Genomic DNA, 15,034 nt, shown 5'->3' on the forward strand with positions numbered 1-15,034 from the left:
CGCACTGTATTGGATGATATTTTGCAGACCGGGCTGATTTAGCGTGTAAACTGGGTTTTCATCGGCTGTCGCTTAAGGCGTTGATCGGGCCCAAGTGGCAACGATGCTTAAGAGATATACCCAGCGCTGGGTATAGAGCCACCCTTCTGATAAGCTTTTGCTCATTATCAACGTCATATGGGGAACAAGATGCGGATTAAAGCCTTACTGGGTCTATCAGCGGCGTTGCTGCTGGCAGGTTGCAGCAGCTCCAATGAACTGACCGCCGCAGGTCAGCAAATCAAATTCACCGACACTAAACCGCCCGCAGAATGCCAGTTGATGGGCGAAGTGACGGGTACTCAGAGCAACTGGCTCTCGGGCACCGGTGGTGAAGGCAGCTCAGTGCGTGGTGCAGCCAACGATCTGCGCAACAAGGCAGCAGAAATGGGCGGCAACGTGATTTACGGTGCGAGCAGCCCAAGCCAGAACCTGCTTTCGAGTTTTGCACCGCTCGACAGCAAAATGATTGGCCAAGTGTATAAATGCCCCTAATGCTGGCGGGGTGTCGTGCATAAGATTGAGAGGAGTGCCTAGGCATTCCTCTTTTTGATCAACCTTGCACCAGGCGCAGATCCAGTGGTGTTTTGCTTGGCTCTCCGCCAACTTCACGCGCCAAGCGTGGCACCAGATAGCCTGAAACTTGGCTCAGCAGGCCTTTCATAATCACGCGCGCTTCGTCGTCGCTGACCATAAAGTGGGCGGCGCCCTGAACTCTGTCCAGTACGTGAATGTAGTAGGGCAAGATCCCGGCATCAAACAGCGCATTACTCAGGGCGGCCAACGTGTCTGCATGGTCGTTGATGCCGCGCAGCAGCACGCTCTGGTTCAGCAGGGTAACGCCTGCGCTGCGCAGCTGTGCCATACTGGCGCGCAGTTCCTGGTCGATTTCGTTGGCGTGATTGATATGTGTCACCATCAGCACCTGTAGGCGCGACGCCGACAGCCGCTGGCAAAGCTCGGCAGTAATGCGTGCCGGGATCACCACGGGCAAGCGGGTATGAATCCGCAGGCGTTTCAGGTGTGGAATGGCTTCCAGCTCAGCGATCAGCCAGTCCAGTTCGTGATCCTTAGCCATCAGCGGATCGCCACCGGAGAAAATGATTTCATCCAGCTCCGGATGCAGGCGGATATACTCCAGCGCCTGGCGCCAGTTCGCTTTGTTCCCCTGATTATCCTGATACGGGAAATGGCGACGGAAGCAGTAGCGGCAATTGACCGCACAGCCGCCTTTTACCAGCAGCAGGGCGCGGTTGCGATACTTATGCAGCAGGCCCGGCACCACGCTGCGCTGCTCATCCAGCGGATCGGTGGTGAAACCCGGGGCCGTGATAAATTCTTCGCGAGCGGTCAACACTTGCAGCAGCAGCGGGTCATTGGCATCGCCGGGCCGCATGCGTGCGGCAAAGGCGCGCGGCACCCGCAGGGCAAACAGACGGCGAGCATCGCGCCCCTGCGGCAGTTCCGGGTGCGTATTCAGTGATAAAAGATGCAGTAATTCATCGGGATCGGTAATAACATCGGCGAGTTGATGCAACCAATCTTCTCTATCCGCCGTGTTTTGGGTTACAATGTGTGCCATTTTTTGGCTAAGCTACCAGTTAAATAAATATTCAGAGGGCCGTTATGGCGACTTATTCTAGCAACGATTTCCGTCCGGGTCTTAAAATCATGTTCGAGGGCGAGCCTTACGCTATCGAATCCAGCGAGTTCGTAAAACCCGGCAAAGGCCAGGCTTTTGCTCGCGTAAAAATGCGCCGTCTGCTGACCGGCAGCCGCGTTGAGAAAACCTTTAAATCTACCGACTCCGCCGAAGGCGCAGACGTAGTGGATATGAACCTGACTTACCTGTACAACGACGGTGAGTTCTACCACTTCATGAACAACGAAACCTTCGAGCAGTTGGCTGCTGATGAGAAAGCAATTGGCGACAACGCCAAGTGGATGCTGGATCAGGCGGAGTGCATCGTGACCCTGTGGAACGGCCAGCCGATCGCCGTGACCCCACCGAACTTCGTTGAGCTGGAAATCGTTGAGACCGATCCAGGCCTGAAAGGTGACACCGCAGGTACCGGCGGCAAGCCAGCGACCCTGAGCACCGGCGCGGTCGTTAAAGTGCCATTGTTCGTGCAGATTGGCGAAGTGATCAAAGTTGACACCCGCTCTGGCGAATACGTTTCCCGCGTAAAATAATTCGTTGTTTAGAGAAGCCACAGCCTGTGGCTTCTCTGCCTCTCCCTGTTACCGATCTGCACCTTTTTCGCTAAACCTATCATCGCCTTCAGGCGTGATGTCGGTTATTATTTATGCCTTCACTCGGCCAGGCGGGACGACCCACCTGCGCATCTGTTGCCTGGGGACGACCCCATCTGTTCTGGAGCCTGTTCATGGCGTGGATCATTTTGCTTTTTGCTGGCCTGCTTGAGGTCGTCTGGGCGATTGGCCTGAAATATACTCACGGTTTTACCCGTCTTACCCCTAGCCTGATTACTATCGCGGCCATGGTGGTTAGCATGGTTCTGTTGGCTCATGCGATGAAAACGCTGCCCGCCGGTACCGCCTATGCGGTGTGGACCGGAATCGGGGCGGTTGGGGCAGCGGTAATGGGCATGGTGTTGCTCGGCGAATCGACCAATATCATGCGCATTCTCAGCCTATGTTTGATCGTCGCCGGTATTTTAGGGCTGAAATTCAGCAGTCATTGAGCGGTTTGTTGCTTTACCCAAACCAGGGCCGAGGTATCAAAGCCGTAGCCTTTGGCGACCTGCACTAACCTGTCGCGCGTGGCGGCGTCTAGCGTTGGCGTGCGTGACAGGATCCACAGGTAGTCGCGGTTCGGGCCAGCAACCAGCGCATAGCGGTATTCAGGATCCAGATCGATCACGTTATAGCCGCCATAGAACGGGCCGAAGAACGACACCTTCAGCGAGGCAACCTGCGGTGAGCCGATAAAATAGGCTTTTCCTTCGCTCTCCTGCCATTGCTGCTTTTGCGCATTAAATCCCCGGTTAACCACTTTCAGGCCGCCGTCTTCGCGCGGGCTGTAATTAGCCGTCACCTGTTCCAGGCCGCGTTCAAAGCGGTGATCCAGTCGGGCGATTTCATACCAGGTACCGAGGTAGCGTTGGCTGTCGAAGTTGTCCACTATCTTGATGTCTTTCGGTGGGGCCACGCTGCAAGCAACGGAAATTACGGCAGATAACATCACGCCAAGTTTTGACCAAAAACGCATGGGTAACACCTGTTTATCAGTAGAAGATAAACGATGTATACCATAGGGCGGGGATGGCGGCCAACGGAGGCTGGCCGCCAAGGGTTTTACAGGGTTACGACGCCGATAAGCGTGACAACGCTCAGGATCGCCGCCAGGCCATAGAACACCCATTTACCGGCTGGTACATGGATTTTCAGATCGTGCATAGCATGGTGGATACGGTGCAGCCCGCACCACAGCGGCAGAATAATCATCAGCAGCAGGAACAGGCGGCCGATCCAGCTTTGGCAAAACGCCAGCACGCGCTCATAGCCCAGCGCTTCACCGGGGAACAGGCCAAGGGGCAGCATAATGCCGATCAGCAGCACGATCGCAGGTGCCACGATCGCCCCCCACATACCGCCTGCACCGAACAGCCCCCAGAAAACCGGCTCATCAGAACGTTTAGGTGTTTGATTTATCATGTTTCCTCCGGGTTAGATTAAGGCTACGGCGAGAATGATCAGGGTAACGACAATCGTCACGCCCCACAGTGCCTTAACGATCGGCTCCGGCCCCATTTTTTCGCTGTTCACCACGATATTGGCGGCTTTCGGCGCCAGATCGAACCAGGTTTTGGTATGCAGAACGGCAGCTAGCAGGGTGATGATGTTAATCAGCAGCACCAGCGGGTTTTGCAGGAAGCCGACAAAACCGGCCCAGCTTTCAGGCCCGCCTTTCAAAGCAAAAACGCCATAGATCAGCACGATACTGAACCAGGTGGCGGGCACCGATGTGCCTTCACGCAGCATGTAAAAGCGGTAGAAACCGAGCTTCTGCCACCAGGTCGGTGTCATGGTACGCACATAAGGCTTACGTTGTGTGGTCATTGCTGTCTCCTCTCCCTTATTGCGGTTTCAGCATTGCGATCATGAAGTCTTTGGCACTTTCCACCTTGCCCTGCTGGATCGCAGCGGCCGGGTCGACGTGTTTCGGGCAGACTTCAGAGCAGTAGCCAACAAACGTACAGGTCCAGACACCGTTCTGGCCGTTGAGCTGCGGCATACGTTCTTTTTTGCCGTGATCGCGGGTATCCAGGTTGTAACGGTGCGCCAGCGTGATCGCCGCCGGGCCGATAAACTCCGGGTTGAGGCCGAACTGTGGGCAAGCGGCATAGCACAGGCCACAGTTGATGCAGCCGGAGAACTGATGGTATTTCGCCATCTGTGCCGGAGTCTGCATGCTTGGGCCATCTTCCAGTTTACGATCGTTACCGATGATATAAGGCTTAATCGCTTCGAGGCTTTCGATAAAGTGGGTCATATCGACCACCAGATCGCGCTCGATCGGGAAGTTGCCCAGCGCTTCGACCTTCATGCCCGCAGTGTATTCGCGCAGGAAGGTTTTACAGGCCAGCTTCGGCACGCTGTTGACCATCATGCCGCATGAACCGCAGATGGCCATACGGCATGACCAGCGGTAGGAAAGGTCCGGTGCCAGGTTATCTTTGATATAACCCAAGGCATCCAGCAGCGAAGTCTGCTCATCGTAAGGCACGCTGTAGGTCTCGAAATGCGGCTCAGCGTCGCGTTCCGGGTTGTAGCGCATCACTTCGATTTTCAGGGTTTTCATCTCAGCCATTCGCCTGCTCCTTATCCTTTTTCTCCTGTGCATCGGCTTCTGCGCCGTAAACACGTTTGGCCGGTGGCAGCTTGGTGATTTTCACGTCGCTATACTCCAGGCGAGGCGCACCCTGCGGGTTGTGGAACGCCAGCGTATGTTTCAGGAAGTTCACATCGTCACGCTCGGTGCAACCTTCGTCGAGACGTTGGTGCGCGCCGCGCGACTCTTTGCGGTTGAAGGCGGAGTGTGCCATGCATTCGGCAACGTCCAGGCCGTAACCCAGTTCAATGGTGTACAGCAGATCGGTGTTGAACACGTTGGTGGTGTCGGTGATTTTGACGCGCTTGAAGCGCTCTTTCAGCTCTGCCAGCTTATCGATGGTTTTCTGCATCAGCTCTGGCGTGCGGTAGATACCGCAGCCTTCTTCCATCGACAGGCCCATTTCGTCGCGGATCTTCGCCCAATTCTCGTTGCCTTCCTGCTTCATCAGGTTGCTGAGGCGGGTTTCCACGTCACGGCCCTGTGCATCCAGCGCACTGCCGTTAGCCGGGCCACTTTCCAGCGCGCGGCGTGCGGCGTGTTCACCGGCCACGCGGCCGAAGACCACCAGTTCTGCCAGCGAGTTGGAACCCAAACGGTTCGCGCCATGCAGGCCGACGGAGGAACATTCACCCACCGCAAACAGCCCTTTAATGCGGGTTTCGCAGTTCTGATCGGTTTCGATACCGCCCATGGTGTAGTGCGCGGTTGGGCGTACCGGGATAGGATCTTTGACTGGGTCAACGCCCACGTAGGCTTTTGCCAGTTCGCAGATAAACGGCAGGCGTTCCAGCAGCTTCTTCTCGCCCAAGTGGCGCAGATCCAGATACACCACGTCACCGCGCGGCGTAGGAACCGTACGGCCAGCACGCCACTCATGCCAGAAAGCCTGCGACACTTTGTCACGCGGGCCCAGTTCCATATATTTGTTTCTTGGCTCACCAAGCGGGGTTTCCGGGCCCATACCGTAATCTTGCAGATAGCGGTAACCGTCTTTGTTGACCAGAATACCGCCTTCGCCGCGGCAGCCTTCGGTCATCAGGATGCCAGAACCTGGCAGGCCGGTGGGGTGATACTGCACAAACTCCATGTCGCGCAGCGGCACGCCGTGGTGGAATGCCATTCCCATACCATCGCCGGTCACAATGCCGCCGTTGGTGTTATAGCGGTAAACGCGGCCAGCCCCACCGGTTGCCATAATCACCGCGTTGGCACGGATCTGTACGCGGGTGCCCTCCATCATGTTCATCGCGATCAGACCGCGAGCCTGGCCGTCATCCACCAGAACGTCCAGCACGAAGTGCTCGTCGAAACGCTGAATTTGCGGATATTTCAGCGAGGTCTGGAACAGGGTGTGCAGCATATGGAAGCCGGTTTTATCGGCGGCAAACCAGGTGCGTTCGATCTTCATGCCGCCGAAGCGGCGCACGTTGACGGAACCGTCCGGTTTGCGACTCCACGGGCAGCCCCAGAGTTCAAGCTGGGCCATTTCACGCGGGCAACTGTGGACGAAGTGATCAACCACATCCTGCTCGCACAGCCAGTCGCCACCGGCAACGGTGTCTTGGAAGTGATAGTCGTAGCTGTCGTGAGCCTGGGTGACGGCGGCGGAGCCCCCTTCGGCGGCCACCGTATGGCTGCGCATCGGGTAAACTTTAGATATTAGCGCGATTTTGAGTTGGGGATTGGCTTCCGCTGCGGCGATTGCTGCCCGTAAACCTGCTCCCCCTGCGCCAATAATGGCTAGGTCGGCGTTAAAGGTTTGCACTGCATTCCTCCAGTAGTCTTGTTAAAACGACAAAATGAAAATATCTATACTTAATATTTATAAAACTTTCGGGTAAGCCGGTCATTTGACTGAACACTAAGGATAGATAACTCCCAGCGAATATAGGGGTATCACTATACCTAAAGTTAAGTAGTAGAAATTTGATGTGATCGATTGTTTTGCCTTTTAACTGCTGGGCGAGAGGCATTCCTGTAAAAATAAGGGGTTGGCAGCCCTTTAACTCTTATTTATCTCATTAGCGGTGGTTTATATGGCGACTCTATTTTTTATGATTTTAAAAGACGAGGCTCGGTGGTGAAGAATTTGTTTGCGTAGCAGTCTGCGAGTAGACTGCATCCCCTGTTTGATTTCGGAGTAATGATCATGAGCGAAACGGCAAGCTGGCAACCAAGCGCCCCCATTGGCAATTTGTTGAAACGCGCAGCGATCCTGGCTGAGATCCGGCGTTTCTTTGCCGATCGTGGCGTGTTGGAGGTGGAGACGCCGGCGATGAGCCAGGCGACGGTCACCGACATTCACCTGTTCCCGTTCCAGACGCGCTTTGTCGGCCCAGGAGCCGCAGATGGCTTGACGCTGTACATGATGACCAGCCCGGAATACCACATGAAGCGCCTGCTGGCGGCCGGTAGCGGCCCGATTTACCAGATGGGGCGCAGCTTCCGTAATGAAGAGGCCGGGCGGCATCACAATCCTGAATTTACCATGCTGGAATGGTATCGGCTGCACTACGACATGTACCGCCTGATGAATGAGGTGGACGATCTGTTGCAGCAGGTGCTGGATTGCGACAGCGCCGAAACCCTGTCCTACCAGCAGGCGTTTTTGCGCCATTTGGATCTCGATCCGCTGTCTGCGGAAAAACCGCAGCTACGTGAAGCGGCAGCCAAGCTCGATCTGAGCAATATTGCTGATACCGAAGAAGATCGCGATACCCTGCTGCAACTGCTGTTTACCGTGGGCGTCGAGCCGCATATCGGCCGTGACAAGCCTGCGTTTGTTTACCATTTTCCGGCTTCTCAGGCTTCACTGGCAGAAATCAGCACGGAAGATCACCGGGTGGCGGAGCGTTTTGAGGTCTATTACAAAGGTATTGAGCTGGCGAACGGCTTCCGTGAACTGACCGATGGCAACGAGCAGCGTCAGCGCTTTGAGCAGGATAACCGTAAACGCGCGGCGCGCGGTTTGCCGCAGCACCCGATTGATAACAACCTGCTGGATGCGTTGCAGCACGGGATGCCAGAGTGTGCTGGAGTCGCGCTGGGGGTTGATCGTCTGGTGATGTTGGCACTGGGGGCTGAAAGCCTGAGTGACGTGATCGCGTTCCCGGTTGACCGGGCTTAAGCGCTTCGCGAGACAAAAAAGGGTTTGGCATTGGCCAAACCCTTTTTGCATTTATAGCCCACCCGACTCGCGGCGATTGTTTGGCGCAGCGGTGGAAGGGGCTGTGCGGCTATTATTAGTCAAACGCGACAGCGTTTCGCTGCGTACCTGGAACGGTGGATACGGCAGGGTAATACCGTGTTCGCGGTAACCGGCCAGAATTAACTGGTGGATCTCATGGCGCAGCGGCATACGGTGGCCCATTTCGGCGGCGTAAATACGCAGTTCGAAGATCTGGATACCCTGCTGTAAATCAACCAGATAGGCTTCTGGTACTGGATTATCCAGCACCAGCGCGCAGCGCTCTGCCGCGTTCAGCAGGATCTGGGTCACTTCTTCACTGTTGGCTTCTGCCGGTGCCGGTACGGTGAGCACCACACGGGTCAGCGTATCCGACAACGACCAGTTGATAAATTGCTCGGTGATAAATGCCTTGTTAGGCACGATGATCTCTTTGCGATCCCAATCCGAAATGGTGGTGGCGCGAGTATTGATCTTGGTGACGCTGCCGGTGAGGTTACGGATCGTCACCGTATCGCCGATGCGGATCGGTTTCTCAAACAGGATGATCAGGCCAGAGATAAAGTTGGAAAAGATCTCCTGCATCCCGAAGCCCAACCCCACGCTGAGTGCGGTCACTACCCATTGCAGTTTCGACCATTCAATACCGATCCAAGAGAAACTGAGGATCGCCCCGAACAGCAGCAACAGATATTTGGTAATGGTGGTAATGGCATAGCCGGTGCCCGGCGTCAGATCCAGATGCTGCAACACCGCCAGCTCCAGCAACGCCGGTAGGTTACGCACTAACTGCATGGTGACGATCAACACCAGAATGGCGATCAGCAGCGCGCCCATGGTGATCGGCTGGGCGGTGTCGACGCCGTTCACCGTTGAGGTGACGTCCCACAGCGTAATGTTTTCCAGGAAACCGAAGGCGGAATGGATCTCGGACCACAGGAAGATCAACGAAACCAGCGCGATCATTGTCAGGATCGAACGAACCAGCCGCAGAGACTGCGCGCTGATCACATCAAGATCTATTTCAGTCTCGTCCACCTCCATCGATCCTTCGGTGCTATTGGGGGTATGCGAGGTTTCTTCTTCACCTTTGGCACGCTGGGCAAGAATATCTGCGCGGCGCTGTTTGGCACGATCAAAGGCAATGCGGCGGCGCTGAATCAGCATCCAGCGGCGGATAATGTGGTACACCACCAACAGCAGGAACCAGATGGCGACCGAAGTTTCCAGCCGGGCCAGCAGTTTCTGCGAGGTGGTCAGGTAACCGACGGTGGAAGCCAGTGCGGCCACCAGCGGGGCGGACAGCAGTAGCCCCCACAGCGCGGTATTGACCAGATTTTCGCCGGAGCCGTTTTTGTCGAGATACAGCGGGATACCGGCGCGTTTCAGGCTGTGGGTAACCAGGCTCAGTGCCAGGCACAGCAGGATGAAACACAGGCGGCCAAGGGTGTTGGAGAACTCGCGATCGTCGAGGTTATCGAAGGTGATCAGCGCCATAATCAGCGGCACGATTAGCCAGATCGACATTGTGTAATAGCGCATGGCGCGCGAAACCTGCTGCGCAGGCCAGCGGAAATGTACAATGAACAGCCCCTGCGGGTGGGCAAAGGCGGCGCTGATCATGCAGATCCACAGCACCGGCAGCGTGGCGGTGACGCCATCGCCGATCGCTACGGCCACCGGATACGGCCAGGCGTTTTGCAAACCAAAACCTAATGCGGCCCACAGAACCGGCAGGGGTAATGCCACCAGGATTGACCAGAATACGGTGCGCAACGTCAGGTAGAATTCATCCTGTGTCACCTTGCCAACCCGGCTACTGGCCCGCGTCAGAAAGGCATGGTAATGCTTACGCGAACTGATACTGAAGATCACCAGCAGCAGCGCGCCGAAAATCGGCACCAGCGTTTCGCGGCTGGTGACCATCATCATGAAGGCACCGCTGAGCTGCGTCAGGGTATCCAGCGACAGCATGCGCGTCAGGTCATGTGCGACGGTCAGCGGATAAGACAGATTAATCGGGTTGACGTCTGGCACCCAGAATAAGTAGCGGTGAGCGGCGTCGCGGATTTCGTTCAGTGCGTCGACTAATTGGGTGTTGGCGACTTTTAGCTTGGTCAACTCGAGGATTTGGGTATCACAGCCGGAAAGCAACGAGTTGAGCAGCTCACGCTGGGTACGAATTTGCGCATCGACAATGCGTTGTTGGGCGCTGGTTAGCGCGGAACCGTCGTCCTGTTTAAGCTCTTTGGCCTGTTGCGGCAGCTTTTCCAACTGGCTTTCGAAACGCAGGCGTTGCACGCGCAGCTCGGCCATCACGTTGTCCAGTTGCTGCGGTTTTGGCATTTCTGGCAGCGAAGCAACCTGCGCCCGCAGGGTTTCCCCCAGTGCGGAAGAGGTTCCCAGCCATTGAGCCTGTTCGATAATGGTGCTCAGTGCCTGGCGCACCTGTAAAGTCTGCGCGGCGGCCAGACGTTGCTGAGAGGAGATCAGATCCATCTGCTGCGCCTGATGGTTCAGGGCAGTAGAAAGCTCGCGGTTGATCTGCAATTGCTGGTTGATACTGCTTGGCAGATCGCTGTTCTGCCCTGCCAGCTGTTCGGTTTTTTCCAACGCCCGTTCGGCTTCGCGCTGGCGTTGGCTGTTCAGGTTGTTACGCAGTATCTGTAATTGGGCATCAGTCTTATCGTGGCGCGTTTTGTACACGTCAGCGCGCATGCGCGCCAGTTCCTGGCGATTGTTGGCCGAAAGCTGTGCCAGTTCCAACTCATCCACTTTGGCTTTGCGTGCCGCCGACTCGGCCTGGAGCAGCGTCAACTGCGCCAGCGTCAAGGGCGAAGCCTGACTGTTGCCCTGAGCCTGTAGGCGACGCTGCACTTCCGTCAGCGCACGCCGGGCCTCTGTCTGTTGTTGGGGTAACTGGCTGAGAGAGTCGCTGATTTCGCGTGAACGATCCTGCTCCTGTTGCAGCAGGCGCGCCTGTTCCAGCAGTTGACTACTGGTTTGCAGGATCAACTGTTCCAGATCGCTGGTTGCCATGTTATCGCCATTCGGCAGAACCTTGTTTTCCTCAAGGGTCAACTGGCGACGCAGGTCCTGGGTCATCTTTGGAAAGTTATCAATGACCCGCTGATATTGTTCGGAATTATTCTTCGACTGTTTGCGTTCGGCGAGCCAGTTAAGGGCGCTTTGCAGCGCCTCAACCGTTTCCGCCTGATTAGGGGCGTTTTTGTTGCTCTCAGCCTGTTTCAGCTCTTGTCGGAGCTGTGATTCATTGGGAATGGTGGCGGCCAGGGCCGGTTGAATCAGTAATAAACTGAGCAATAACGAGATAATCAGGCGCACAGCGTCAATTCCTTCAAATTTACGGTGCGGCAGCGTCTGGCGCGGCGGCGATTTCAGCAAAGGCCGTACCCATACGGGTCACGACGCCATTGTTCAGCTGCGGGGCGAATTGTACGCTGCCCGGCGTGAACAGGTTGATCACCGTAGAACCGAGTTTGAAGCGGCCCATCTCTTCGCCTTTTGCCAGCGAAACGGTGCCCTCCTGACCTTCGGCCGGGTAGGTCCAGCGTTTGATAATGCCTTCGCGCGGCGGCGTGACGGTGCCCGCCCAAACGGTTTCGATGCTGCCAACGATAGTGGCACCGACCAGGATCTGCACCATTGGGCCGACGGCGGTATCAAACAGGCAAATAACGCGCTCATTACGGGCAAACAGGTTTGGCACGTTAGCGGCGGTCAGCGGGTTAACTGAGAACAGATCGCCCGGTACATAGATCATTTCGCGCAGTACGCCGTCGCACGGCATATGGACGCGATGGTAGTCGCTCGGGGCCAGATAGGTGGTGGCGAACAGGCCGTTGCGGAATTGTTCTGCCAGCAGGTAGTTGCCGGCCAGCAGCGCTTCCAGGCTGTAATGATGGCCTTTGGCCTGGAAAATCAGATCGTCCTGGATGGGGCCGAGCTGGCTGATGGCACCATCGGCGGGTAAAGCCAGCACATGGGGTTCAGCGACGATTGGGCGTGCACCTTCGCGCAGTGGGCGCACGAAAAATTCGTTGAAGGTTGTATAGGAGGCCAAATCCGGATTGTGGGCTTCCTGCATATTCACGCGGTAATAGCGGGCAAAAGCTTTGATCACCAGTTGGGTCAACCAACCGGCCTGTTTTTCGGCACCCCAGCCAGCGAGACGGGTCAGTGCCAGTTTCGGCAACCAATACTGTAGTTTAATTTTTATGCTATTCAGCACATTAACCTCTTGAATGAATATCCCCTCGGCTTTTCAAGCAGCAGCGCCGCTGGCTGCAACTTGAAACCCATCGGGTAAAAGGACGCACATTTCAACGGCGGCGATGCCGCTGCAACGCCTGCTTTAGTTGGCTCAGATCTCCGCTTCCGGGAAGTTTTTACGGGTTTTCACCTGCGCCATGCTTTCCAGAATACGGTGGTAGTTAGCGAAACGTTCTTTCGCTATTGCACCGCTCTCCACCGCTGCGCGAATCGCACAGCCGGGATCGGTATCGTGGCGGCAGTCACGGAACTTGCAACCGCCCAGGTAGTCACGAAATTCGACATACGCACGGGTGATTTGTTCCGGCTCCAAGTGCCACAGGCCGAATTCACGCACGCCTGGGGAGTCGATCACGTCGCCGCCATGCTGGAAGTGATACAGCCGTGCTGCCGTGGTGGTATGTTGCCCGAGGCCGGAGACGCCGGAAACATCATTTACCAGAATTTGCTTTTCTGTTGCAGGTAACAGGGCGTTCAGCAGGCTGGATTTCCCCACGCCGGACTGCCCGGCAAAGATGCTGATGCGGTCTACCAGTGCCTGTTCAAAGGCTTCCATCCCTTCGCGGGTCTGGCTGGAGACTTCCAAAACGCGATAACCGATGCGGCGATAGATATCCATCATGCCATCGACCCGCTTGCGGGCTTCGGGATCCAGCAGATCGACCTTGTTGAGCACGATCAACGGCTCAACTTCCAGCGTTTCGCAGGCCACCAGATAGCGATCGATCATGTTGAGTGAAAGTTCGGGCAAGATCGCCGATACGATCACGATCTGATCGATATTGGCAGCGATCGGCTTCACGCCATCGTAGATATCAGGGCGGTTCAGCACCGAAGTACGTTCATGTACCGCTTCGACGATACCTTTGACCCCTTCATGGGCACCGACGCCAGGGCGCCAGACCACGCGATCGCCGGTCACCAGCGAACGCAGGGTACGGCGAATGTTGCAACGATGCAGGCTGCCGTCCGTTGCTTCAACGTCGGCATGCATACCGAAGCGGCTGATGACGATCCCGTCTTGCGGTTCGCCCAGTTGGGAATCATCCAGCTCCGGTTTATTGTCTGTGCGCCTGAGACGACGCTGATGGTTCGCCTGCACGCGGCGTTGTTGACCTTTGGACAGTTTGTTCTTAGTCACTGCGCCTCACTTGAATCGAATCGGCTTTTATCGCTCGGGACGAGCAAAAAGGCTATGATACACGCTATTTTATATTAAATAACCGTTGTTAGCCGCCACTGGCTGCGGGTTTGCCCGCGCTTGGTTTATCTTTCGGCTTTTACGCAGGAAATATCATGACAGGAAACGAAAATAACCTGATTTGGATCGATCTGGAGATGACCGGGCTGGATCCTGAACGCGATCGGATTATTGAGATCGCAACGCTGGTGACTGACGCCAATCTGAATATCCTCGCCGAAGGGCCGGTAATCGCCGTGCACCAGTCTGATGAACAGCTGGCGCTGATGGATGAGTGGAACGTGCGTACCCACACCGGCAGCGGGCTGGTGGCGCGGGTTAAAGCCAGTAAGCTTGACGCGCGTGCCGCTGAACTGGCCACCATTGCGTTCTTGCAGGAGTGGGTGCCAGCAGGCAAGTCACCTATCTGTGGCAACAGCGTTGGCCAGGATCGCCGTTTCCTGTTCCGCTATATGCCGCTGCTGGAGGCTTACTTCCATTATCGTTACCTCGATGTCAGCACCTTAAAAGAGCTGGCACGCCGCTGGAAGCCGGAAATTCTGCCGGGTTTCAAGAAGCAGGGCACCCATCAGGCGCTGGACGATATCCGTGAATCGGTAGCGGAGTTGGCGTATTACCGTGAGCATTTTATTCAGCTTTAAATCGCAGGTATGGCCTCTGAGCGCCTTTGTGGCGCTTAATTCGCCACTTTGACGTTTAAAGCAGCAATCAAATAAAATTCCCGTTTTTTTGCTTTCAGGGGCTTGCGGCAGAAAGGATTTCTCGTATAATGCGCACCCCGTACCGATGAAGAATTTCGTTTAGTTCAGCCATCGATACGCCGGGCGGGAATAGCTCAGTTGGTAGAGCACGACCTTGCCAAGGTCGGGGTCGCGAGTTCGAGTCTCGTTTCCCGCTCCAAATTCAACAATGCTGCTAATGCGGCATGATGAATAAAAAGCAGTAAAAAAGTAGTACCCATGCGACGCGGGAATAGCTCAGTTGGTAGAGCACGACCTTGCCAAGGTCGGGGTCGCGAGTTCGAGTCTCGTTTCCCGCTCCAAAAATTTCAAAGGCCATGCTGTTATTGGTTGGCCGGATGCCGGAAGCATCTCAATGCGGGAATAGCTCAGTTGGTAGAGCACGACCTTGCCAAGGTCGGGGTCGCGAGTTCGAGTCTCGTTTCCCGCTCCAATTTTCTCTCCAGATACAATCCAGTTCTACGCCGCTCCAGGCGCGGTCTTTCAACAGTTATTCATCTTCTGACGCAATGTTGTGAACAGAGTTATCCACAATTTGTGTACAAAATATCCGCAGTGCAAAAAATCAACGTCATGCTAATGAAATGTTTATCTTATTGATAAGATTAACTATTTATTTCTTATAAAACGTTATCCCGATCACTTGCTCTTTTTGTTGCGGTTGAAAGACAAGGTGTTTTTATTTTTATGCACAAATCCACAGGGTGACTCTGGGT

At 55.6% G+C, this 15,034-nt stretch carries 14 protein-coding genes and 3 tRNA genes; 8 read left to right on the forward strand and 9 right to left on the reverse strand.

Translation table 11 applies throughout. The annotated features are described in order from the left end of the window. Positions 1 to 189: 189 nt before the first annotated feature. Complete coding sequence (locus ACX1CU_RS01840) at positions 190 to 534, forward strand: DUF4156 domain-containing protein (RefSeq protein ID WP_459400964.1); 345 nt, start codon at positions 190 to 192, stop codon at positions 532 to 534. Positions 535 to 592: 58 nt separating this feature from the next. On the opposite strand, the gene epmB is transcribed toward ACX1CU_RS01840, so the two are convergent. Continuing rightward, positions 593 to 1,621, reverse strand: coding sequence for an EF-P beta-lysylation protein EpmB (gene epmB / locus ACX1CU_RS01845; RefSeq protein WP_459400965.1), 1,029 nt, complete (start codon positions 1,619 to 1,621; stop codon positions 593 to 595). Positions 1,622 to 1,665: 44 nt separating this feature from the next. Between epmB and efp the strand changes: the two genes are divergently transcribed. Together efp and sugE are read left to right on the forward strand one after the other, a co-directional pair. Beyond that, positions 1,666 to 2,232: an elongation factor P gene (gene efp / locus ACX1CU_RS01850; protein ID WP_459400966.1), complete on the forward strand. Its 567-nt coding sequence runs from the start codon at positions 1,666 to 1,668 to the stop codon at positions 2,230 to 2,232. A gap of 194 nt (positions 2,233 to 2,426) precedes the next feature. Further along, positions 2,427 to 2,744: a quaternary ammonium compound efflux SMR transporter SugE gene (gene sugE, locus ACX1CU_RS01855; protein WP_459400967.1), complete on the forward strand. Its 318-nt coding sequence runs from the start codon at positions 2,427 to 2,429 to the stop codon at positions 2,742 to 2,744. Here sugE and blc read toward each other — a convergent pair. From blc to frdA, 5 genes are all read right to left on the reverse strand, one after another. Then, entirely contained in the window at positions 2,738 to 3,271 is a 534-nt protein-coding gene (gene blc, locus ACX1CU_RS01860; protein ID WP_459400968.1) for an outer membrane lipoprotein Blc, read from the reverse strand. The two genes, sugE and blc, sit on opposite strands and share 7 nt — an antisense overlap. A gap of 86 nt (positions 3,272 to 3,357) precedes the next feature. Beyond that, positions 3,358 to 3,717 carry a fumarate reductase subunit FrdD gene (gene frdD / locus ACX1CU_RS01865; RefSeq protein ID WP_459400969.1) on the reverse strand — a complete coding sequence of 120 codons (360 nt, stop codon included), beginning with the start codon at positions 3,715 to 3,717 and terminating at the stop codon, positions 3,358 to 3,360. Positions 3,718 to 3,729: 12 nt separating this feature from the next. After that, entirely contained in the window at positions 3,730 to 4,122 is a 393-nt protein-coding gene (frdC, locus tag ACX1CU_RS01870) for a fumarate reductase subunit FrdC (protein ID WP_459400970.1), read from the reverse strand. Between the two features lie 16 nt (positions 4,123 to 4,138). Next, positions 4,139 to 4,873: a succinate dehydrogenase/fumarate reductase iron-sulfur subunit gene (locus ACX1CU_RS01875; RefSeq protein WP_459400971.1), complete on the reverse strand. Its 735-nt coding sequence runs from the start codon at positions 4,871 to 4,873 to the stop codon at positions 4,139 to 4,141. Next, entirely contained in the window at positions 4,866 to 6,662 is a 1,797-nt protein-coding gene (gene frdA, locus ACX1CU_RS01880; RefSeq protein ID WP_459400972.1) for a fumarate reductase (quinol) flavoprotein subunit, read from the reverse strand. The genes ACX1CU_RS01875 and frdA overlap by 8 nt, the downstream gene beginning before the upstream one ends. Before the next feature lie 384 nt (positions 6,663 to 7,046). Between frdA and epmA the strand changes: the two genes are divergently transcribed. Beyond that, positions 7,047 to 8,024 (forward strand): elongation factor P--(R)-beta-lysine ligase, encoded by a 978-nt coding sequence (gene epmA / locus ACX1CU_RS01885; RefSeq protein ID WP_459400973.1) that lies wholly within the window; start codon positions 7,047 to 7,049, stop codon positions 8,022 to 8,024. A gap of 51 nt (positions 8,025 to 8,075) precedes the next feature. On the opposite strand, the gene mscM is transcribed toward epmA, so the two are convergent. The 3 genes from mscM to rsgA form a co-directional block, all read right to left on the reverse strand. After that, on the reverse strand, positions 8,076 to 11,429 hold the full coding sequence (gene mscM / locus ACX1CU_RS01890; RefSeq protein ID WP_459402698.1) for a miniconductance mechanosensitive channel MscM: 3,354 nt from the start codon (positions 11,427 to 11,429) through the stop codon (positions 8,076 to 8,078). 19 nt (positions 11,430 to 11,448) lie between these two features. Then, positions 11,449 to 12,336, reverse strand: coding sequence for an archaetidylserine decarboxylase (asd, locus tag ACX1CU_RS01895; RefSeq protein ID WP_459400974.1), 888 nt, complete (start codon positions 12,334 to 12,336; stop codon positions 11,449 to 11,451). 132 nt (positions 12,337 to 12,468) lie between these two features. Next, the gene (gene rsgA / locus ACX1CU_RS01900) at positions 12,469 to 13,518 is read right to left on the reverse strand and encodes a small ribosomal subunit biogenesis GTPase RsgA (protein ID WP_459400975.1); all 1,050 of its coding nucleotides are present in this window, start codon (positions 13,516 to 13,518) and stop codon (positions 12,469 to 12,471) included. Between the two features lie 155 nt (positions 13,519 to 13,673). Here rsgA and orn point away from each other — a divergent pair, with 155 nt between their 5' ends. The 4 genes from orn to ACX1CU_RS01920 all read left to right on the forward strand — a co-directional run bounded on the left by orn (position 13,674) and on the right by ACX1CU_RS01920 (position 14,751). After that, on the forward strand, positions 13,674 to 14,219 hold the full coding sequence (gene orn / locus ACX1CU_RS01905) for an oligoribonuclease (protein WP_459400976.1): 546 nt from the start codon (positions 13,674 to 13,676) through the stop codon (positions 14,217 to 14,219). 183 nt (positions 14,220 to 14,402) lie between these two features. Next, positions 14,403 to 14,478: transfer RNA gene (locus tag ACX1CU_RS01910), tRNA-Gly, on the forward strand. A gap of 66 nt (positions 14,479 to 14,544) precedes the next feature. After that, positions 14,545 to 14,620, forward strand: a tRNA-Gly gene (locus ACX1CU_RS01915). Positions 14,621 to 14,675: 55 nt separating this feature from the next. Next, positions 14,676 to 14,751 (forward strand) — tRNA-Gly (locus ACX1CU_RS01920). Positions 14,752 to 15,034 lie beyond the last annotated feature (283 nt).

It is taken from the genome of Serratia sp. D1N4, assembly GCF_054552755.1.

Bases quoted from the DNA above. Each gene is read 5' to 3' on its own strand.
- ACX1CU_RS01840 (WP_459400964.1), top strand. From the start codon at position 190: ATGCGGATTAAAGCCTTACTGGGTCTATCAGCGGCGTTGCTGCTGGCA.
- epmB (WP_459400965.1), bottom strand. From the start codon at position 1,621: ATGGCACACATTGTAACCCAAAACACGGCGGATAGAGAAGATTGGTTG.
- efp (WP_459400966.1), top strand. From the start codon at position 1,666: ATGGCGACTTATTCTAGCAACGATTTCCGTCCGGGTCTTAAAATCATG.
- sugE (WP_459400967.1), top strand. From the start codon at position 2,427: ATGGCGTGGATCATTTTGCTTTTTGCTGGCCTGCTTGAGGTCGTCTGG.
- blc (WP_459400968.1), bottom strand. From the start codon at position 3,271: ATGCGTTTTTGGTCAAAACTTGGCGTGATGTTATCTGCCGTAATTTCC.
- frdD (WP_459400969.1), bottom strand. From the start codon at position 3,717: ATGATAAATCAAACACCTAAACGTTCTGATGAGCCGGTTTTCTGGGGG.
- frdC (WP_459400970.1), bottom strand. From the start codon at position 4,122: ATGACCACACAACGTAAGCCTTATGTGCGTACCATGACACCGACCTGG.
- ACX1CU_RS01875 (WP_459400971.1), bottom strand. From the start codon at position 4,873: ATGGCTGAGATGAAAACCCTGAAAATCGAAGTGATGCGCTACAACCCG.
- epmA (WP_459400973.1), top strand. From the start codon at position 7,047: ATGAGCGAAACGGCAAGCTGGCAACCAAGCGCCCCCATTGGCAATTTG.
- orn (WP_459400976.1), top strand. From the start codon at position 13,674: ATGACAGGAAACGAAAATAACCTGATTTGGATCGATCTGGAGATGACC.